Source organism: Acidovorax sp. LjRoot204, from assembly GCF_056175785.1.
Map to the genome: position 1 here is coordinate 1 of NZ_JBGFFF010000048.1, position 17,828 is coordinate 17,828.

The 17,828-nt window shown below is 66.1% G+C and carries 19 protein-coding genes; 10 read left to right on the forward strand and 9 right to left on the reverse strand.

The annotated features are described in order from the left end of the window. Positions 1–1,755 (forward strand): HD domain-containing phosphohydrolase (locus AC04MI_RS10865; protein WP_476497785.1); only part of this gene is annotated, 1,755 nt, incomplete at its 5' end. A gap of 104 nt (positions 1,756–1,859) precedes the next feature. On the opposite strand, the gene AC04MI_RS10870 is transcribed toward AC04MI_RS10865, so the two are convergent. From AC04MI_RS10870 to AC04MI_RS10890, 5 genes are all read right to left on the reverse strand, one after another. After that, positions 1,860–2,915, reverse strand: a complete 1,056-nt coding sequence (locus AC04MI_RS10870) for a GGDEF domain-containing protein (protein ID WP_056063179.1) — start codon at positions 2,913–2,915, stop codon at positions 1,860–1,862. Between the two features lie 39 nt (positions 2,916–2,954). Next, the gene (trmB, locus tag AC04MI_RS10875) at positions 2,955–3,725 is read right to left on the reverse strand and encodes a tRNA (guanosine(46)-N7)-methyltransferase TrmB (RefSeq protein ID WP_099730383.1); all 771 of its coding nucleotides are present in this window, start codon (positions 3,723–3,725) and stop codon (positions 2,955–2,957) included. Then, complete coding sequence (gene gluQRS, locus AC04MI_RS10880; RefSeq protein ID WP_436077203.1) at positions 3,722–4,735, reverse strand: tRNA glutamyl-Q(34) synthetase GluQRS; 1,014 nt, start codon at positions 4,733–4,735, stop codon at positions 3,722–3,724. The genes trmB and gluQRS overlap by 4 nt, the downstream gene beginning before the upstream one ends. After that, a complete protein-coding gene (locus AC04MI_RS10885; RefSeq protein WP_476497786.1) occupies positions 4,732–5,874 on the reverse strand; it encodes an NAD(P)/FAD-dependent oxidoreductase in 1,143 nt (380 codons plus the stop codon). Before AC04MI_RS10885 ends, gluQRS begins: the two co-directional genes overlap by 4 nt. Positions 5,875–5,971: 97 nt before the next feature. Then, a complete protein-coding gene (locus tag AC04MI_RS10890; protein ID WP_476497787.1) occupies positions 5,972–6,910 on the reverse strand; it encodes a LysR family transcriptional regulator in 939 nt (312 codons plus the stop codon). A gap of 104 nt (positions 6,911–7,014) precedes the next feature. Here AC04MI_RS10890 and AC04MI_RS10895 point away from each other — a divergent pair, with 104 nt between their 5' ends. From AC04MI_RS10895 to AC04MI_RS10915, 5 genes are all read left to right on the forward strand, one after another. Next, positions 7,015–7,716 (forward strand): pirin family protein, encoded by a 702-nt coding sequence (locus tag AC04MI_RS10895; RefSeq protein WP_108497528.1) that lies wholly within the window; start codon positions 7,015–7,017, stop codon positions 7,714–7,716. 40 nt (positions 7,717–7,756) lie between these two features. Beyond that, positions 7,757–8,170 (forward strand): DoxX family protein, encoded by a 414-nt coding sequence (locus AC04MI_RS10900; RefSeq protein WP_056744599.1) that lies wholly within the window; start codon positions 7,757–7,759, stop codon positions 8,168–8,170. A gap of 143 nt (positions 8,171–8,313) precedes the next feature. After that, a complete protein-coding gene (locus tag AC04MI_RS10905; protein WP_436077205.1) occupies positions 8,314–8,868 on the forward strand; it encodes a flavodoxin family protein in 555 nt (184 codons plus the stop codon). Between the two features lie 59 nt (positions 8,869–8,927). Next, entirely contained in the window at positions 8,928–9,335 is a 408-nt protein-coding gene (locus AC04MI_RS10910; protein ID WP_436077206.1) for an OsmC family protein, read from the forward strand. Beyond that, positions 9,332–10,225, forward strand: coding sequence for a pirin family protein (locus AC04MI_RS10915; protein ID WP_436077207.1), 894 nt, complete (start codon positions 9,332–9,334; stop codon positions 10,223–10,225). The genes AC04MI_RS10910 and AC04MI_RS10915 overlap by 4 nt, the downstream gene beginning before the upstream one ends. Before the next feature lie 63 nt (positions 10,226–10,288). Here AC04MI_RS10915 and AC04MI_RS10920 read toward each other — a convergent pair whose 3' ends face one another. From AC04MI_RS10920 to AC04MI_RS10935, 4 genes are all read right to left on the reverse strand, one after another. After that, the gene (locus AC04MI_RS10920) at positions 10,289–11,071 is read right to left on the reverse strand and encodes a sulfurtransferase (protein ID WP_476497788.1); all 783 of its coding nucleotides are present in this window, start codon (positions 11,069–11,071) and stop codon (positions 10,289–10,291) included. 87 nt (positions 11,072–11,158) lie between these two features. Continuing rightward, positions 11,159–12,013, reverse strand: a complete 855-nt coding sequence (locus AC04MI_RS10925) for a MinD/ParA family protein (protein WP_436077209.1) — start codon at positions 12,011–12,013, stop codon at positions 11,159–11,161. A gap of 10 nt (positions 12,014–12,023) precedes the next feature. Then, on the reverse strand, positions 12,024–12,797 hold the full coding sequence (locus AC04MI_RS10930) for a GGDEF domain-containing protein (protein ID WP_056065041.1): 774 nt from the start codon (positions 12,795–12,797) through the stop codon (positions 12,024–12,026). 91 nt (positions 12,798–12,888) lie between these two features. Beyond that, positions 12,889–14,580 (reverse strand): SulP family inorganic anion transporter, encoded by a 1,692-nt coding sequence (locus tag AC04MI_RS10935; RefSeq protein ID WP_436077210.1) that lies wholly within the window; start codon positions 14,578–14,580, stop codon positions 12,889–12,891. A 145-nt stretch (positions 14,581–14,725) separates the two neighbouring features. On the opposite strand from AC04MI_RS10935, the gene AC04MI_RS10940 reads away from it, so the two are divergent. The 4 genes from AC04MI_RS10940 to AC04MI_RS10955 all read left to right on the forward strand — a co-directional run bounded on the left by AC04MI_RS10940 (position 14,726) and on the right by AC04MI_RS10955 (position 17,758). Beyond that, on the forward strand, positions 14,726–15,217 hold the full coding sequence (locus AC04MI_RS10940; protein WP_056063145.1) for a BON domain-containing protein: 492 nt from the start codon (positions 14,726–14,728) through the stop codon (positions 15,215–15,217). A gap of 100 nt (positions 15,218–15,317) precedes the next feature. Then, complete coding sequence (locus AC04MI_RS10945) at positions 15,318–16,556, forward strand: PLP-dependent transferase (protein WP_436077211.1); 1,239 nt, start codon at positions 15,318–15,320, stop codon at positions 16,554–16,556. A 105-nt stretch (positions 16,557–16,661) separates the two neighbouring features. Beyond that, a complete protein-coding gene (locus tag AC04MI_RS10950) occupies positions 16,662–17,531 on the forward strand; it encodes a DUF2189 domain-containing protein (RefSeq protein WP_476497789.1) in 870 nt (289 codons plus the stop codon). 47 nt (positions 17,532–17,578) lie between these two features. Beyond that, positions 17,579–17,758, forward strand: coding sequence for a hypothetical protein (locus AC04MI_RS10955; protein ID WP_082564946.1), 180 nt, complete (start codon positions 17,579–17,581; stop codon positions 17,756–17,758). Positions 17,759–17,828: the final 70 nt, after the last annotated feature.

The following is a 17,828-nucleotide window of genomic DNA, read 5'->3' on the forward strand; positions in this document are numbered from 1 at the left end:
GCGTTGCAGGCCCGGGCGCTGGCGCGGTTTGATTTCCGGCGGCCCGAACGGCGGGTGTCGCCGGTGCGCGAGGTGCGCGACCTGGGGCAAGTGATGGACCGCATGTCCGACACCATCCAGGAGTTCTTGCACATCACCCACCACATCAGCGCCGAGTCGCGCACCGACCTGATGCTGTCGAGTGTGCTGTACGAGCTGGTGCGCGCCACCAGTTGCACCGGCGGTGCGGTGTACCTGGTGGACCCGCAACGCACCGGCTTGCTGCGCGCGGCCCGCCATTGCGAAGACCCGGAGCAGCAGTCGCGCTACCCCGAGCACCTGGCCATGGTGCATTTCATCAACCATACCGAGCCCCAACCGGGCGACCAGCACGAAGACGACGACGACACCGAGCCCGCGCGTGTGCTGCGGGTGCAGCTGCGCACCCGTGACGGGCAGCCCCTGGGTCTGCTGGTGCTGCGCTACATCGCGGACCAGACGCAGGACGACGCGCATTTCCGGGCGTTTGTCGAGAAGTTGTCGGGCACGCTGTCGGTGGCCATCGAGACGCGCAGCCTGATCGAAGGCCAGAAGAAGCTGCTCGATGCTGTCATCCGCCTGCTGGCCGACGCGATCGACGCCAAGAGCCCCTACACCGGTGGCCATTGCGAGCGCGTGCCGGAGCTGGCCGAGGCGCTGATGGACCGCATGTGTGCGGCCAAGGACGGCCCGTTTGCCCAGGTGGCCATGACCGATGCCGAGCGCTACGAATTCCGCCTGGGGGCCTGGTTGCATGACTGCGGCAAGGTCACCAGCCCCGAGCACATCATCGACAAGGCCACCAAGCTGGAAACGCTCTACAACCGCATTCACGAGGTGYGCATGCGCTTTGAGGTGTTGTGGCGGGACGCTGAGCTGGACTACTGGAAGCAGCATGTGTCCGGCGTGGACCCGGTGCGCCTGCAGCGTGAGTTGCTGCAGCGGCGCGAACAACTGCAGGAAGACTTTGCCTTTGTAGCCCGCTGCAATGTGGGGGGCGAATTCATGGCCGAGGCGGACATTGCCCGCCTCAAGGCCGTTGGCCGCCAGATATGGCAACGGCATTTTGACGACCGCCTGGGCCTGTCGGCCGCCGAGATGCTGCGGCTTTCCAGCGTGCCGGTGCGCCCCTTGCCCGCCAACGAGCCGCTGCTGGCCGACCGGCCCGAGCACATCGTGCCCTGGGGCACACGCAAGCCGCCGGTGGAGGCGGGCAACCCCGCGAATCGCTGGGGCTTTGACATGGTGTTGCCGCCCTACGAGGCGCACCTGGGCGAACTGCACAACCTGTCCATCCAGCGGGGTACGCTCACCGCCGAAGACCGCTTCAAGATCAACGACCACATCGTGCAGACCATCATCATGCTCAGCGGTCTGCCGTTTCCGCCGCACCTGGCGCGCGTGCCGTCGATTGCCGGGTCCCACCATGAAAAGCTGGACGGCACCGGCTACCCCCGGCGTCTGAAGGCGCCAGAGCTGACGCTGGCCGACCGGGTGATGACCCTGGCCGATATCTTTGAGGCGCTGACTGCGGCCGACCGGCCCTACAAGCCACCCAAGACCTTGTCCGAGTCGCTCAAGATCATGACCCACATGGTGCGCGAGCGTCACATCGATGCCGAGGTGTTCCGCTTCTTCCTGACCAGCGGCGTGTGGCGCGACTACGCCGAGCGCTTTCTGACGCCTGCGCAGCGCGACGAGATCAATGTGGAGGCCATTCTGGCGTCGCTGGGCTGAGAGGGGAAAGGCGCCCTACGGTGGACGATGGGGCAATGCGTTCTTGCGCGGGCCAGCCTTTTTGCAGCGGACAGCAGACCATATGGCCATGGGGCCGGGCCCGGTCAGAACAGCTCGACGTCGTCGTTGGCGACCTTGGTTGCCAGTTGACCGCTGGCCACCAGATCGTCATAGAAGCAAACCTGGTTGCGGCCATGTTCCTTGGCGTAGTAAAGCGCCTGGTCGGCCTGGCCCAGAATCTCTACGGGCGAGCCGCGCGTGGTGCTCACAAAGCCCAGGCTCACCGTGACCTGGCCCACCTGCGGGAAGTGGTACTCCTGCACGGCCAGCCGGAAGCGGTTGAACACCTTGTGGGCGGTGCTCAGTGTGGTGGAGCGCAGCAGCACCACAAACTCCTCGCCGCCGAAGCGGAAGATGCGGTCATGGCTGCGGAAAGAGCTGCGCAGGATGTTGGCGATCAGGATCAGCACCTCGTCGCCATACAGGTGGCCGAACCGGTCGTTGACCTGCTTGAAGTGGTCGATGTCCACCACAGCCAGCCATTGCTGCACGGGTTCGTTGTCGCTGGCCACTGCGGTTTCCTCGGCCGCAAAAGACTCGGTAACGGCGCCCGTCCGGCTGGCCAGCCCGCTCATGGTGTAGCGGGAGAACTGCTCGTCAAACGTTTTGCGGTTGAACAGGCCGGTGAGCGCATCACGCTCGCTGTAGTCGAGCAGGCTCTGGTAGTTCTGGTACACCTGAAACACGCCCATGAGCACGTCGAGCTTGTGGGCCGAGAACGGGCGCGACTGCGTGATCTCCAGGCAGGTGCTGACCTTGTCGTGCATCCACACCGGCAGCCACAGCACATGGCGACCCCGGCGGGGCGAGGCCAGCGCGCTTTCGCCATGGCTGTCCACGCAGTCCCGCAGCGCGGGGTATTGGTCCAGCGGCTCGCGGCGGGGGTCGGCGGCGGCTTCGGAGTCGGTGGACACGAGCTGGCCGCTGTCCACCCAGGTGCGGGGGCGCACATGGGGCACGCCACCGTCCGTGAACAGCTCCAGGGCCCGCACCTCGATGATGCTGCTGAGCTTTTGCAGCGTGGACAGCACCGATACCTCCAGCCGCAAGTGGTCGCGGTGGCCAGTCATCTCCACCAGGTTTTGCAGGATGGGTTTCATAGGCGGTGTGGTGCGGGCCGATCGGGGCATGTCGTGGGGTCAGTTACGGCGCACAAACACCACGTCCCACACCCCATGGCCCAGTCGCAGGCCGCGGTTTTCGAATTTGGTCAGCGGGCGGTAGTCGGGTTGCGGTGCAAAGCCGTCTGCGGTGTTTTGCAGTAGGGGTTCGGCGCTCAGTACCTGCAGCATTTGCTCGGCGTAGGGCTGCCAGTCGGTGGCGCAATGCAGGTAGCCGCCGGGCTTGAGGCGTGCAGCCAGCTTGGCCACCAGCGGGGGCTGGATCAGGCGGCGCTTGTTGTGCTTTTTCTTGTGCCAGGGGTCGGGGAAGAAGATGTGCACACCGTCAAGAACGCCGGGCGGCAGCATGTGGTCGATCACCTCCACAGCGTCGTGCTGCAGGATGCGGATGTTGGTCAGCTCTTGCTCGCCGATGCGCTTGAGCAGGGCACCCACGCCGGGCTCATGCACCTCGCAGCACAGGAAGTTGTCATCAGGCCGCACGCGGGCGATATGGGCCGTGGCCTCGCCCATGCCAAAGCCGATCTCCAGCACCAGCGGGGCGCTGCGGCCGAAGGCGGCGGTGGCGTCCAGCGGGGTGGGGGTGTAGGGCAGCACAAAACGCGGTCCGAAGTCCTCAAAGGCCTTGGCCTGGCCCGTGGTGGTGCGGCCGGCGCGGCGCACAAAGCTCTTGATGGTTTTGGGGTGGGTCACACCGGCGGGGGCAGAGCCCTGTACGGCGGGCGCTGTGGGGGCGGCTGCGGCAGGCGCAGCACTGGCGGGGGCGGAAGCTGTGGTCAATTCGGTCACGGTGGGCCATTGTAGTTTCGTCGCCACGCCACCACCCACTGTGCCAGTGCGTCGGGTATGCAAATGTTGTGCAGATTTGCCACAGCGGGCAGGCCCAGTGCCAGCGCAGCGTGCGACAGGGCCACCAACGGGTTCTGCAGTTCCAGCGCCTGCGCGCCGTTTTGTTTGGAGAGTTTTTCGCCGTTGTCCCCACACACCAGGGGGGTGTGCAGGTAGCGCGGTGTGGGCACCCCCAGGGCCTGTTGCAGCAGGATCTGGCGCGGCGTGTTGTCGGCCAGGTCCTCGCCCCGGACCACATCGGTGATGCCCTGGTCGGCGTCGTCCACCACCACGGCCAGCTGATAGGCCCACAGCCCGTCTGCGCGGCGCAGCACAAAGTCGCCCACGGCGGTCGCAACCTGTTGCTGCTGGCGGCCCAGGCGGCGGTCGTGCCACCGCAGAAGCCCGTCTGCTATTGAATATGTAGCGCCCCAGGCATGATCCAGTAGCGCTATCGGCTGTTTTGGCTTGAAGTCTGTCACATTGAAGCGCCAGGAGCGCCCTGTGCGGCCATGCAGCCCATGGCGGCAGGTCCCGGGGTAGGGCAGTGCAGCATGGCGTTCACGCGCATGGCCCTGCGCGGCATGGGCGTCTTCGACGTCCTTGCGTGAACAGGCGCAGGGATAAGCATCGCCCTGCGCCACCAGCTGGCCCAGGGCATGCTGGTACAGCCCGCTGCGCGCAGACTGCCACTGGGGCAGGGCATCGGGGTGCAGACCACAGGCGGCGAGCTGCTGCAGGATGAAGGTGTCAGCCCCCGGCACGCAGCGGGGCTGGTCCACATCTTCCATGCGCACCAGCCATCGGCCGTTGTGTGCGCGTGCGTCCAGCCAGCTGGCCAGCGCTGCCACCAGAGAGCCCGCATGCAGCGGGCCCGTGGGAGAGGGGGCAAACCGCCCCACATAGCGCCCTTCAACGCGTACTGCGGGGCTGTCCTTGTCGTGCGGCGTTGCGCCCGCGCCCCCCGTCATGCCACGGCAAGTGCCAGTTCCAGGCCCGACACAAAGGCATCTTCCAGCCGGTGCCCCAGGCACCAGTCTCCGCACGCACCCAGGCCGGCCTTGGCGTCCCACAGGTGGCTMTTGCCCAGCGGGTGGGTGGTCTGCGCATAGCGCCAGCGGCGGGTGTCGGCATGCGCGGGTTCGGCCCGGATGCCGGTGACCTCGGCAAATGCCTTGAGCAGCTTGGCCTGCACGCGGGCTTCGTCGTCTTCGAGGTGTTCTGCCGACCAGGCGGGGCTGGCCTGCACCGTCCAGCGCTCCACCACATTGCGCCCCGGCTTGGACGACTCGCGCGCCAGCCAGGCAATGCGGTGGTGGGTGCTGCGCGCGGCGTTCCATTGCGGGCCCAGTGTGGTCAGGCCCGGGCGCACGGCCTGGGGGTAGGCCAGCATCAGGGTCCAGCAGGGGGCAATGGCCACCTTGGACATGGCGTCGGCCAGCGGGGAGTCGAGTCCGGAGCCGGAAATCAGTGCCTGCGCAGGCACGGAGGGCTGGGCCAGCAGCACGGCATCGAAGCCTGCGTACACGTGTTGCTCGCCGCCGGCGCCTTCGGTGCGCAATTGCCAGCCTGGTGCGTTCACGGCGTCGGGTTCGATGCGGGTGACGCGGGTGTGGGTGATGAGCTGGCCTGCCTGAACCAGGGGGTCGGCCCAGGTGGTGACCAGCGATTGCATGCCCGGGCTGGCCACCCAATGGGCCTCGCGGTGGGGCAGGCCCACGGCGGCTACGCGGCCTGCAGCGTCCAGCACCTGGACCGAATTGGCGCTCCAGCGCTTGCAAATGCCGGGCACGGTGTCGATGGCGCGGGCGAAACGCGGGTCGCGCACGGTGAAATATTGGGCGCCGGCATCAAAGTTGCCAAAGGGGCTGTCGATGGTGGCGGTGCGGCCGCCGGCCTGGTGGGATTTTTCGAACACCGTCACCCGGTGGCCGGCCTGCACCAGGGTGCGGGCGCAGGCAATGCCCGCCATGCCTGCGCCGATGATGGCGAAGTGGCGCTGCGGTTTGCCGGAGGGGGTGACTGGGGTGGCGGGCGCTGCGGAGGCCGCAGGGATCGGGGCGCTGGTGCGTCGGAGCCGTTTGGCGGGGCGAGGATCAGGTTTGCTCATGGGAGGCCTTTCGGTGACGGTCGGCAAAAGAAATGCGATGCAGAACCAACAGGAACCACTCTACACGCGGTGCCGGCCTGTGCGCACTTGATCAGGGTCACAAATGATGGTGGTTTTCCAGCAGAGCGCGGCGTGTGGCGGGACTTTGCAGCTGGTTCAGCCACCACTGCAGCGCGCGGCCGGGTGCGGTGAAGCCAGGACCACCCCAGGCGTAGTGCACGCGCACGTTGCGTTCGGGCCGGGCCACGCGGCGCGCCACCAGCCGGCCGGCTTCCAGGTAGGGGCGCACCATGGGTTCGGGCAGAAAGCCRCCGCCCAGGCCGCGCAACTGCACGCGCACCTTGGCCTGCATGGTGTCCACCGTCAGCACATCCTGCCCGCCCAGCAGGCCCATGGTGGCGCCGCCACGCGTTGCCGAATCGGCCACGGCCACGGCGCGGTGTTCGAGCAGCGTGGCGTCGGAGATGGGCTCGGGCGCGGTGGCCAGCGGGTGATGGGGCGCCACCACATAGATGAAAAGCACGTCACCCAGCAGCCCTTGCTGTAGGCCGGCCACGTTGTTGCTGGCCACCGAGACGCCAATGGCCAGGTCTGCGCGGCCGGAGGTCAGCGCCTCCAGCGTGCCGGTCATGATGCCGTCGCGCAGCTTCAGCCGCGTCGGGGGCTTCATGGCGTAGAACGCGTCCACCAGCTCCAGCAGGGTGTGGGGCGAAATGATGCCGTCCACCGACAGCGTGAGCTGTGGCYCCCAGCCCGTGGCCACGCGGCGCACGCGGTGGGCCACGGCGTCGATGTCTTGCAGCAGGCGCGCGCCTTCGCGCAGCAGCTCCACCCCGGCCTCAGTGGGGCGGGCCTGGCGTGCGCTGCGGTCGAACAGCAGCACGTCCAGTGCGTCTTCGATCTGGCGCACGCGGTAGGTGAGGGCGCTGGGCACCAGGCCCAGTTGCCGTGCGGCGGCGGCAAAGCTGCCAGCCTCGGCAATCACCTGCAGCATGGTCAGCGCATCGGGGGTGAGGACATCGCGGGCGTTTTGCATGGTGGCGCCATGTTAATTCAGATTATTTGAACAGTGCCATCAATCCGTCTGTGCCCGCAGAGGTGGCTGCGGTCCTACAGTCGAGTCTTGAAAGGAGCACTCACATGCTGACTGTTCGTAAATCGCAAGACCGGGGCCACGCCGACCATGGCTGGCTCAATTCCTTCCACAGCTTCTCGTTTGCCGGGTACTACGACCCTGCCCACATGGGCTTTGGCAACCTGCGGGTCATCAACGAAGACCGCATTGCGCCGGGCACCGGGTTTGGCACCCATGGCCACCGCGACATGGAAATCATCAGCTACGTGCTGTCGGGCGAACTGGCCCACAAGGACAGCATGGGCAACGTCAAGGGCATCCCGCCCGGTGACGTGCAGCGCATGAGCGCAGGCACCGGCGTGCAGCACAGCGAGTTCAACCACGCTGCTGGCCAGACCACGCATTTCCTGCAGATCTGGATCGAGCCGAACGTGCGTGGCATCCCGCCCAGCTACGAGCAAAAGACCTTTGCCGAGTCGGAAAAGCGCGGCGCCCTGCGCCTGGTGGCATCGCCCGACGGCGCTCAGGGCTCGGTGAAGATCCATGCTGACGCAGCCTTGTATGCGGGCTTGCTGAATGGTGACGAATCCGCCACCCTGGCGCTGAACCCCGCCCGCAAGACCTATGTGCACCTGGTGCGTGGCGCGCTGAGCGCCAACGGCCAGGCCCTGTCGGGCGGCGACGCGCTGCTGATGGAAAAGGAAACCACCTTGTCGTTGACCGATGGCCACGACGCCGAGGTGCTGGTGTTTGACCTGGCCGCCTGATCTTTACTTCGTAACCACTTTCATTCAGGAGTTCTTCACCATGTTCACATCCCTGCAAAACCCTCTGGCCCTGGCATCGCGCCTGCTGCTGGCCGCCCTGTTCCTGCCTGCGGGCATCAGCAAACTGACCGGCTTTGCCGGTACCGTGGGCTACATCACTTCGGTGGGCCTGCCCATGCCCACGGTGGCGGCAGCCGTTGCGGCGGCGGTCGAAGTGCTGGGCAGCCTGGCGCTGATCTTTGGCGTGGGCACCCGTTTTGCCGCACTGGCGTTGGCCTTCTTCACGCTGGTGGCCAGCTTCTTCTTCCATGCCTACTGGAACCTGCCCGCTGACAAGCAAATGATGCAGCAGCTCATGTTCTTCAAGAACGTGGGCGTGACTGGCGGCCTGCTGGCCCTGGCAGCGTTTGGCGCCGGCGCCTGGAGCCTGGACGCACGCCGCTCGGACCGCTGATCCGGTTGGCGGATAAAGGGCCTGCAACCCGCAGGGGTGCAGGTTCTGGCATTCAATCTCGTCGTTGGTTGTCGTTCTGTTGGTAGTTCTTTTGGTTCTTTCCCCTGGTCTCGTTCCCTCATCGTTTCAACAGGAGTTATCTCATGGCACACATCGCAGTTGTTTACCACTCGGGTTATGGTCACACGCAGCGCCTGGCGCAGTCTGTGGCGGAAGGTGCCAGCGCCCAGCTGGTCGCCATTGATGCGGACGGCAACCTGCCCGAAGGCGGCTGGGAAACGCTGGCCGCTGCCAGCGCCATCATCTTTGGCTCGCCGACCTACATGGCGGGCCCCAGCTGGCAGTTCAAGAAGTTTGCCGACGCCTCGTCCAAGCCCTGGTTCAGCCAGGCCTGGAAGGACAAGCTGTTTGCAGGCTTCACCAACAGCGCCAGCACCAATGGCGACAAGCAGGTCACGCTCGACTACATGTTCCATCTGGCTATGCAGCACGGTGGCATCTGGGTGGGCAACGGCATGATGCCCGCCAACTCCAAGGCGGCCACGCGCAACGATGTGAACTGGATCGGCTCGTTCAGCGGCGCCATGTCCCAGTCGCCGTCCGACGCGTCGGCCGCCGAGATGTTCCCTGGCGACCTGGAAACGGGCAAGCAGTTCGGCCAGCGCGTGGCTGACGTGGCCCGCCGCCTCGTCCGTTAAGGCGAAGCGCCCGTTTGGCGCTACAGTGGCGCGCCCCAATACAACCAGGAGAACACCCCATGGCAGTTGAATTGCGGCGCGTCCCCGGCGCGCCCATGGCCCAGACCGTGCATATCCGCGCGCACGACCTCTTGGCCGATGGCAGTGTGGAGGAGGGCGGCGCTGACAGCGGCCCCAGCCCGCACGACCTGTATGACGCTGCCCTGGGGGCCTGCAAGGCGCTTACGGTGTTGTGGTACGCACGCCGCAAGGGCCTGCCGGTGGAAGATGTGCAGACCGTGGTCGAGCGTGACGCATCGGCCGAACGCACGGGGGTCTACCGCCTCGCGACCCGGCTGCAGGTCAGCGGTGACCTCACCGATGCCCAGATCGCCGAGCTGGAAACCGTGGCGCAGAAATGCCCTGTGCACAAGCTGATGACCACGGTGACGACCGAGATCAGCACTTCGTTGGAGCGTGCACCATGAGCGATACCCCCAGCTTTCTGCCCCTCACGGGCCATGCCAAGGATCTGGGCGGCGGTTTCACCGTGCGCCGCCTGCTGCCCGCTGTGCAGCGCAAGGCCGTGGGGCCCTTCCTGTTTTTCGACCACTTCGGTCCGGTGACAGTGGCACCGGGCGACAGCCACGATGTGCGGCCCCATCCGCACATTGGCCTGGCGACGGTGACCTACTTGTTCTCTGGCGCCATCATGCACCGCGACAGCCTGGGCTACGTGCAGCAGATCGAGCCCGGCGCCATCAACTGGATGACGGCGGGGCGCGGCATCGTGCACTCCGAGCGCCGCCCGGAGAGCCTGGCGAACCAGGCTTATGTGAACCATGGCATCCAGCTTTGGGCTGCGTTGCCGGCCGCTCATGAGGAAGCCGACCCCTCGTTTGTGCACACGCCTGCGGCGGCCATTCCGGAGGTGCTGGTGGATGGCGTCACCGTGCGGGTGTTGATTGGCGAGGCCTTTGGTCAGACCTCGCCGGTGGCCACGTATTCGCGCACCTTGTACCTGGACATTCAGTTGTCTGCCGGCGCCACGATAGAGATTCCGGCGCTGGTGCCCGAGCTGGCGGTGTACACCGTGGATGCACCCGTGTCGCTGAACGGCGATGAGGTGCCTGCGCACATCCTGGCCGTGGCGGAACCCGGCCAGCCTCTGCGCCTGACGGCGGGCGAGAGCGCCGTGCGCCTGATGGTGATTGGCGGCGAGCCGCTGGATGCGCCACGCCATATGTGGTGGAACTTTGTCTCCAGCCGCAAGGACCGCATCGTGCAGGCCGCCAGCGACTGGGAGGCCCAGGCCATGGGCCAGGTGCCGGGCGAGGTGGAGTGGATACCCCTGCCGGAACACCGCTTCAAGGCGTGATCAAAGCGCGATATGTGGATAAAAATGGGCTGTAGCGCTAGTACATAAAGCGCTGGCAGCTCATTATTTGATAGCACCTTCTGTAGCGGCAGCAGCCGCTGCAGGCGTGTCGATGGTGAGCCCGGTGTCCAGTACGCGGCGCTCGTCAAACACAAAACACCCGCCGTGGTAGTGCTCGCCGTCTGTCAGCTCGAAGTATTTCAGGATGCCACCCTCCAGCTGGTAGACATGGGGCAAGCCTTCCTCGCGCATGAGGATGGCGGCYTTYTCGCAGCGGATGCCGCCGGTGCAGAAGCTCACCACCGTCTTGTCCTGCAGTTCGCTTTTGTGCGCGCGCAGTGCAGGGGGAAACTCGGTGAACTTGTCGATGCGCCAGTCGATGGCGTTGTCGAACGTGCCTGCGTCCACCTCGAAGGCGTTGCGGGTGTCGAGCGTGACCACTTCGCGGCCGTCGTCGTCATGGCCTTGGTCCAGCCAGCGGCGCAGCGTGGCCGGGTCTACCGAAGGCGCACGGCCTGCGGCGGGGCGGATGGTGGGGTGGTCCATGCGGATGATCTCGCGCTTGACCTTGACCAGCATCTTGCGAAACGGCACCGTGGCCGACCAGCTCTCCTTGGGCTCCAGGTCGGCAAAGCGTTCGTCGGTACGCAGCTGAGCCACAAAACCACGTACAGCTTCGGCCGGGCCCGCCAGAAAGAAGTTGATGCCCTCTTCGGCCAGCAGGATGGTGCCCTTGAGATGGGCTGTCACTGCACGCTCATGCAGCACATCGCGCAGCGCGGCGGCATCGGGCAGCGGCACGAACTTGTAGCAGGAGATGTTGAGGACGGTGTCGGTAGTGTTCACGGCAGTAAAAATGCACAAAGGCCCGCTGGCGGGCCTGTGGGTCACAGTGGCCGGGCTGCGCCTCATGCGCCGCTCGGCGTATCCGGGTCAGGCTGCAGGCGACAGCAGCGTGGACTCGATCTTGTTGGCCAGCTGGGCAATGGCCAGTGCCGCCGGGCAGCCGGGGGTCTGCAGCAGCAGCAGCTGGCGGCGCATCACGGCGTCGCGCACCGAGGGGTCGGCCGGGATGTCGCCCATGTGGATCAGCCGCATGGGGCGACCGGATTCGGTGCTCACAAAGCGGTCAAGAACCTGCTGCAGCTGGCTGGTGATGGCGCGGCCATCGCCCGGACGCGCCGCCTGGTTGATGACCATGCGCACATGCTGGCGTTTCTGCTGCATGGCCAGCACCTTGATGGCAGCGTAGGCGTCGGTGAGCGAAGTGGGCTCGGGCGTGGCCACGATCAGCACCTCAGAGGCCAGGGACACCGAGAACAGCACCACGTCGGAGATGCCCGCGCCGGTATCGAGCAGCACCACGTCGTAGCGCGGCGTGAGCGCCTGGATCACGTTCAGGAACTGGTTGCGCACCTCGGGCGTGAGGCGCGAATACTCCACCATGCCCGAACCGGCCAGCAGCACGTCAAAGCCACCGGGCGCGGCGATCACGGCGTCGTCCAGTGCGGCCTTGCCGGTGAACACGTCGTGCAGGGTGATCTTAGGGTGCAGGTTCAGCACCACGTCCAGGTTGGCCAGGCCCAGGTCGGCGTCGAGCACCAGCACGCGCTGGCCTCGGCGGGTGAGGGCCGCAGCCAGGTTGGCTGATACGAAAGTCTTGCCCACACCACCTTTGCCGCTGGTCACCGCAATGATGCGGGCGCCAGAAGCGGCCGGGGCCAGGGGGGCGGCAGGGCCTGCAGGGGCTGCAGGCGTTGTGGGTTGGGGGGACAGCGCGTCGCTCATCATCTAACTTTCAGTAGGCGCTGCCTGTTGGGTTGGGGTCCAGTGGAGGCAGGTCGCCCCAACCCGAAGGGGTGTAGAGCGGGCCAAACAACAGGCTTTTCTCTTCGGCACTGACGGTGCTGTCGGGTTGTTCCTCGATGCTGACGCGGTTGCGGCCCGACGCCTTGGCCTGGTAGAGCTGGTGGTCGGCCCGGTCGGTCCACAGCAGGGTAGTGGAGCGGATCCACTGCATGGCAAACGCGCCGCCGATGCTCACGGTGACGTTCAGCTCCACCGTGGGGGAAATGCGGATGGGCGTGTTGGCCACCGCGCGCCGGATGCGTTCTGCCACCACGCGGCCAAAGGCAGCCTGGCAGGCCGGCAGCACCACGGCAAATTCTTCGCCGCCGTAGCGGGCCAAGGTGTCCATGGGGCGCACGCAAGCACTGAGCGTGCGGGCCACCGACTGCAACACCACGTCACCAGCCAGGTGGCCGTGGGTGTCGTTCACCTTCTTGAAATGGTCGATGTCCAGCATCAGCAGCAGGGCCGCCTCGCCTGAACGTGTGACGCGGTCGATCTCGCGCTCGAGCACCGCGCGGAAATGTCTGCGGTTGGCCAGGCCGGTGAGCGGGTCTTTGAGCGACAGCTCGCACAGGCCATCGATGAGACCCTGCAGGTACAGGGAAGGCACCTCGCGGTGCAGTGCTGCCTCGCTGCCGCCGGCCTGAGCCACCAGAGCGTGAGCAGTATCCAGGCGAAGGTCGCGCAGATCTACCAGATGAGAGGCCGCAGAGTCAGACACAAATTGGAACAAAAAGAGTTAGGCAAGTGTACCAGTGCGCCAGCAAGAACAGGGCCAACGCAACGCCGGCGCGGCGTAGGTGAAACCCGGTCTACGCACGGGCCACGACGGACTCGGGCAGCTGCTGCAGCGCCACCAGCGCCTCGGCATCGGTGCGGTACATGGCCAGCCCTGGACCCGGCTTCAGCAACCCCGCCTGCCGCAAGACCTGCTCTGCCGGCAGCTTCAGTCCGCTCAGATGCAATGTTCCACCCCGCAGTTCCATTTGCGCCAGCAACTGGGCGAAGGTTTCCACGCCGGTCACATCGATGCGGTTGATGGGCTGCGCCAGCAGACACAGGTGCAGCACCTCGGGGTGGGCGGCCAGGTGTTCGGTCACGCGCCGCTCCAGAGCGCTGGCAGAGGCAAAGTCCAGCTCCGCGTCCATGCGCAGCGCCAGCAGCCGGGGTGCCAGTGGCGGCAAGTGCCACAGGTGCCGGTCGCGCAGGCTCCCATCAGGGTGCAGGCCCACTTCAATGATGCGCGGGTGCAGTCGCTGGTAGAGAAAGTGGCTCAGATTCATCAGCAAGCCCACCAGCACGCCCCAGTACATGCGCGGCGCCGTGGCCAGGGTCAGGGCAAAGGTGACGCCGCCGATCACTGCCTCTACCCGCGACACCCGCCACAGCCTCAGCAGGGTGCCCGGTTTGATGAGGCTGGTGACGGCCGTGACCACGACCGCCGCCAGCACCGACTGCGGCACGTGGTACAGCGCGGGCGTCAGCCACAGCAGCACGACCAGCACCAGGCTGATCGCAAACAGTGTGGCCCAGCCCGTCTTGGCACCGGCGTAGAGGTTGATGGCCGAGCGTGAAAATGACGCACTCGTGGCAAAACTGCCGCACAGGCCACTGCTGATCTTGGCCAGGCCCTGGCCAATCAGGTCCTGGTTTTCGTTCCACTGCTCCTTGGAGCGCTGGCTTTCCACCTTGGCGCTCGATGCCGTCTCCAGAAAGCTCACCAGCGTCACCACCAGCACGGGCATGACCAATGCACTGAAGCTGGACCAGGGCAGGGCGCCGGGCCAATAGGGCGCTGGCAAGCCAGACGGCAAGGCGCCCACCACTGCGCCACCTGCATCGGCATAACCCAGGGCCCAGCTCAGAGCACCTGCAGCACCCACCACCACGATGGCCGCCGGGAACTGGGGCAACACGCGGCGCGCCAGCATCAGCAAAGCGAGGCTCCCCAGGCCGAAGCCCGCTGCAGTCAGGTCGAACAGCCCCAGCGATGGCGTGGACAGCAGGGCGCCCCAGTCGGCAGCCCGCAACCCTGTCAGTGCCCCCAACTGCGACCCCAGGATCAGCAGGGCCGCCGCCTGCGTAAAACCATTGAGTACGGGTGAGGTCACGAGGTTGAGCAACCAGCCAAAGCGCGCCATGCCCATCACCATCTGCAGCAGACCCGACAGCAGGGCCATCCATGCCGCCAGGGCCACCCACTGCGCACTGCCTGGCTCGGCCAGGCCGGTGAGCGAGGCGCCGATCAGCAAACTGGTGAGCGCCGTGGGCCCCACCCCCAGCCGGGTGGATGAACTGAACAGCACGGCGACCAACGCCGGAATCAGCGATGCGTAAATGCCCGTGACCAGCGGCATGCCCGCCAGCGCCGCATAGGCCACACCCTGCGGCACCAGCATCAGCCCCACCGTCATGCCCGCCCAGAACTCCCCTTTGAGCAGTTGTCGGTCAGGGCGGGGCCATTTCAAAAAAGGAAGCCAACGGGCGAGCGAAGACACGGTCATGCCCCGATTGTCACCCGCTCAGCAGGGACTGCGGCCGATGCGCGGCTGGCGTTGCCGTCCTACAAGCACTTCGGCGATGTCCGACCCGCAAGCCGCGGCCTGCTGCCTACAGTGAGGCCATGTTTCAACCGCAAGGAGTCATTGCATGAACCCCAAGAATCTGATCGACCGTCCCGCCCATCGCGTTGCGAGCATTCTGGCCGTGAGTGCTCTGGCCTTGGGCCTGGCCGCCTGCAACAAGACCGAAGAGCCCACCGTGGGCCAGCGACTGGACTCTGCCGTCGAAAAGACCGAACAAGCCGCAGCTGACGCCCGTGTGAAGGCTGAGGGCGCGATGCAGAACGCAGAGACCAAGATGGAGCAGGGCGCGGCCAATGCGGAAGCCACGGCCAAGCAGGCAGCCAACTCCGCCAAGGGCGTGATCGACGATGCCACCATCACCGCCCAGGTGAGCGCGGGCCTGGCCAAGGACCCCGACCTGAGCGCCGTCAAGATCAATGTAGACACTGTCAACGGCAAGGTCACGCTGAACGGGCCCGCACCCTCCACGGTGGCCCGTGACCGCGCTGAGACCATCGCCAAGGGCGTGAGTGGCGTGACCTCGGTGAACAACCAGCTGGTCGTGACTGCTGGTTAATGCCAACCTGCAGGGCTTGCGGTGTATGCATCCCAAGCCCTGCGGTGTGATCGCCAAGCGATCTGAGCGCCGCCCGGGTCACTCCGGGCGGCGCGCTACCATGGCTGGCATGAAAGACCACGACATTGATCTTGCCACCCATATCGTCCACCACGACTACCAGCCTCCGGCCGGTTTTGTAGCTCCCCAACCGGGGGTTTTTAAGGCCTCCACCGTCATCTTTCCCAGCGTTGCGGCCATGCGCTCGCGCGAGTGGAAAGACAAAAGCGGCTACACCTACGGGCTGCACGGCACGCCCACGACCTTCATCCTCGAAGAGCGCCTGTGTGCGCTGGAGGGCGGTCTGCAGTGTGTGCTGGTGCCCAGTGGCTTGGCGGCCATTGCCAACGTGGGGTTGGCGCTCCTCAAGCCCGGCGATGAGGTGCTGATTCCCGACAACGCCTACGGGCCCGGCAAGGATCTGGCCAATGGCGAACTCGCCCGGTTCGGGATCACCCATGTGTTTTACGACCCGTTGGATCCGGCCGACCTGGCAGCCCGCATCACGCCAGCCACCCGTCTGGTCTGGCTGGAGGCGCCGGGCTCTGTCAGCATGGAGTTTCCGGACCTGTGCGAGCAGGTGCGCATTTGCCGCGATAGGGGCGTGACAACCGCGCTGGACAACACCTGGGGCGCGGGCCTSGCGTTTGCGCCCTTTGACCTGACGGGCGACGGCAGCCTGGGGGTGGACATTTCGGCCCATGCGCTCACCAAGTATCCGAGCGGTGGAGGTGATGTGCTCATGGGCAGCGTGATCACTCGCGACCCGGGCCTGCACATGAAGATCAAGCTGACGCACATGCGGCTGGGACTGGGCGTGGGGGCCAACGACGCCGAGGCCGTGCTGCGTGCGCTGCCCAGCATCGGACTGCGCTATCGCGCCCACGATGACGCTGCCCGCCACCTGGCGCGGTGGTTTCAGCAGCAACCCGCCATTGCGCAAGTGCTGCACCCCGCGCTGGAAGGCGCGCCCGGCCATGCTCACTGGAAGGACCTGTGTGGCGCTGCTCACGGCGGGCAGGGGCTGGCAGCTGGTCTGTTCAGCGTGATGATCGACGCCCGGTACACCCAACAGCAGGTGGATGCCTTCTGCGACGGCTTGCGCTTGTTCAAGCTGGGCTACAGCTGGGGCGGCCCCATGAGCCTGGTCGTCCCTTACAACATTGCCAGCATGCGCAGTCGGCCGCCCGCCCATTTGAAGCCGGGCACGCTGGTGCGGTTTTCGATCGGCCTGGAGGCTGTGGAGGACCTGCGGCGCGACCTGCAACAGGCGATGGAACGCGCCTTCACCCAGGGCTGAGACGGCCTCGGCAAGGGTCCGGCGCGGCCCACTGCCGCTGGATTTCGTATGGGATACGGGCTTTCCTCAGTGGCGCAGCCGAACGGGCGGGCTTAGTGTGGCGGCATGAACGCGACATCCTCCAAGCCTGCGCCGGACACCCTTGGCACCCCTGACACCTCCGAGGCCCGGCAGGCGGAGGCCATTGCCGACCGCGTGAAGGCCCAGACCGCCCAGCCCGTGCAGCTGCAGCCGTTGCGCGTGGCCGACCCCTTCCGGTGGCTGCGGCGCGGCCTGGACGATGTGCGCGCCGCGCCGGGCATTGCCTTGTTCTATGGCGTGTGCTTCTGGGTCATGGCGGGGGTGCTGGGCTGGGTGTTCCGCACGCGGCCTGAATACACCATGTCGCTCGCCAGTGGCTGTCTGCTGGTGGGGCCATTTCTGGCCATGGGGCTTTACGACACCAGCCGTCGGCGCGAGGCGGGCCTGAAGCCGCAGCTGAGCGAATCCCTTACCTGCTGGGACAGCCACATGGGCAGCATGGGCATGCTGGTGCTGGTACTGGTGGTGCTGGAGCTGCTTTGGGGCAGGGCCTCGCTGGTGGTGTTTGCCGTGTTCTTCAACACCGGCATGCCTTCGACCACCGGCGTGCTGCAGGCGGTGTTCAACCCGCAGAACTGGAGCTTTGTGGCGGTGTACACGGTGGTGGGCGGTGTGTTTGCGGCGCTGGTGTTTTCCACCTCCGTGGTGTCCATCCCCATGATTCTGGACCGCGACACCGACGCGCTGACTGCGGGCATCACCAGCATGCGTGTGGTGATTGAAAACCCCGGCGTGATGCTGCTGTGGGGGGCATTGATCACCCTCATCGTGGCCGTCTCGCTGTGGTTCTGGGGGGGGGGCCTGGTGCTGGCGGGGCCTGTGCTGGGCTTTGCCAGCTGGCATGCGTACCGAGCTGCCGTCATTCCGCTGCAGCGCAACCCGGTGGGGGCCTGAAAACCCCGTCCTGTTACAGTGAGTCTCAACTTCAGGAAGCAACTACCTTGGCAACACCCAACTACGGATACGAAAAACGCCAGCGCGAACTCGCCAAAAAACAAAAAAAGGAAGAGAAGCTGAGGGCCAAAACACAGCGCAGGCCGAACGATCCGCAAGGGGATGACCAGCCCGCTGACGACCAGCCAGCAGGCGCTGCAGGCCATCCCGAGCAGCCTGCAGGCTGAGTGACCTGGCTGCGTCACAGGGGTCCGCTGCACCAATCGCCGCGCCCTGTGCATCTGCGGTCTCTGGCGG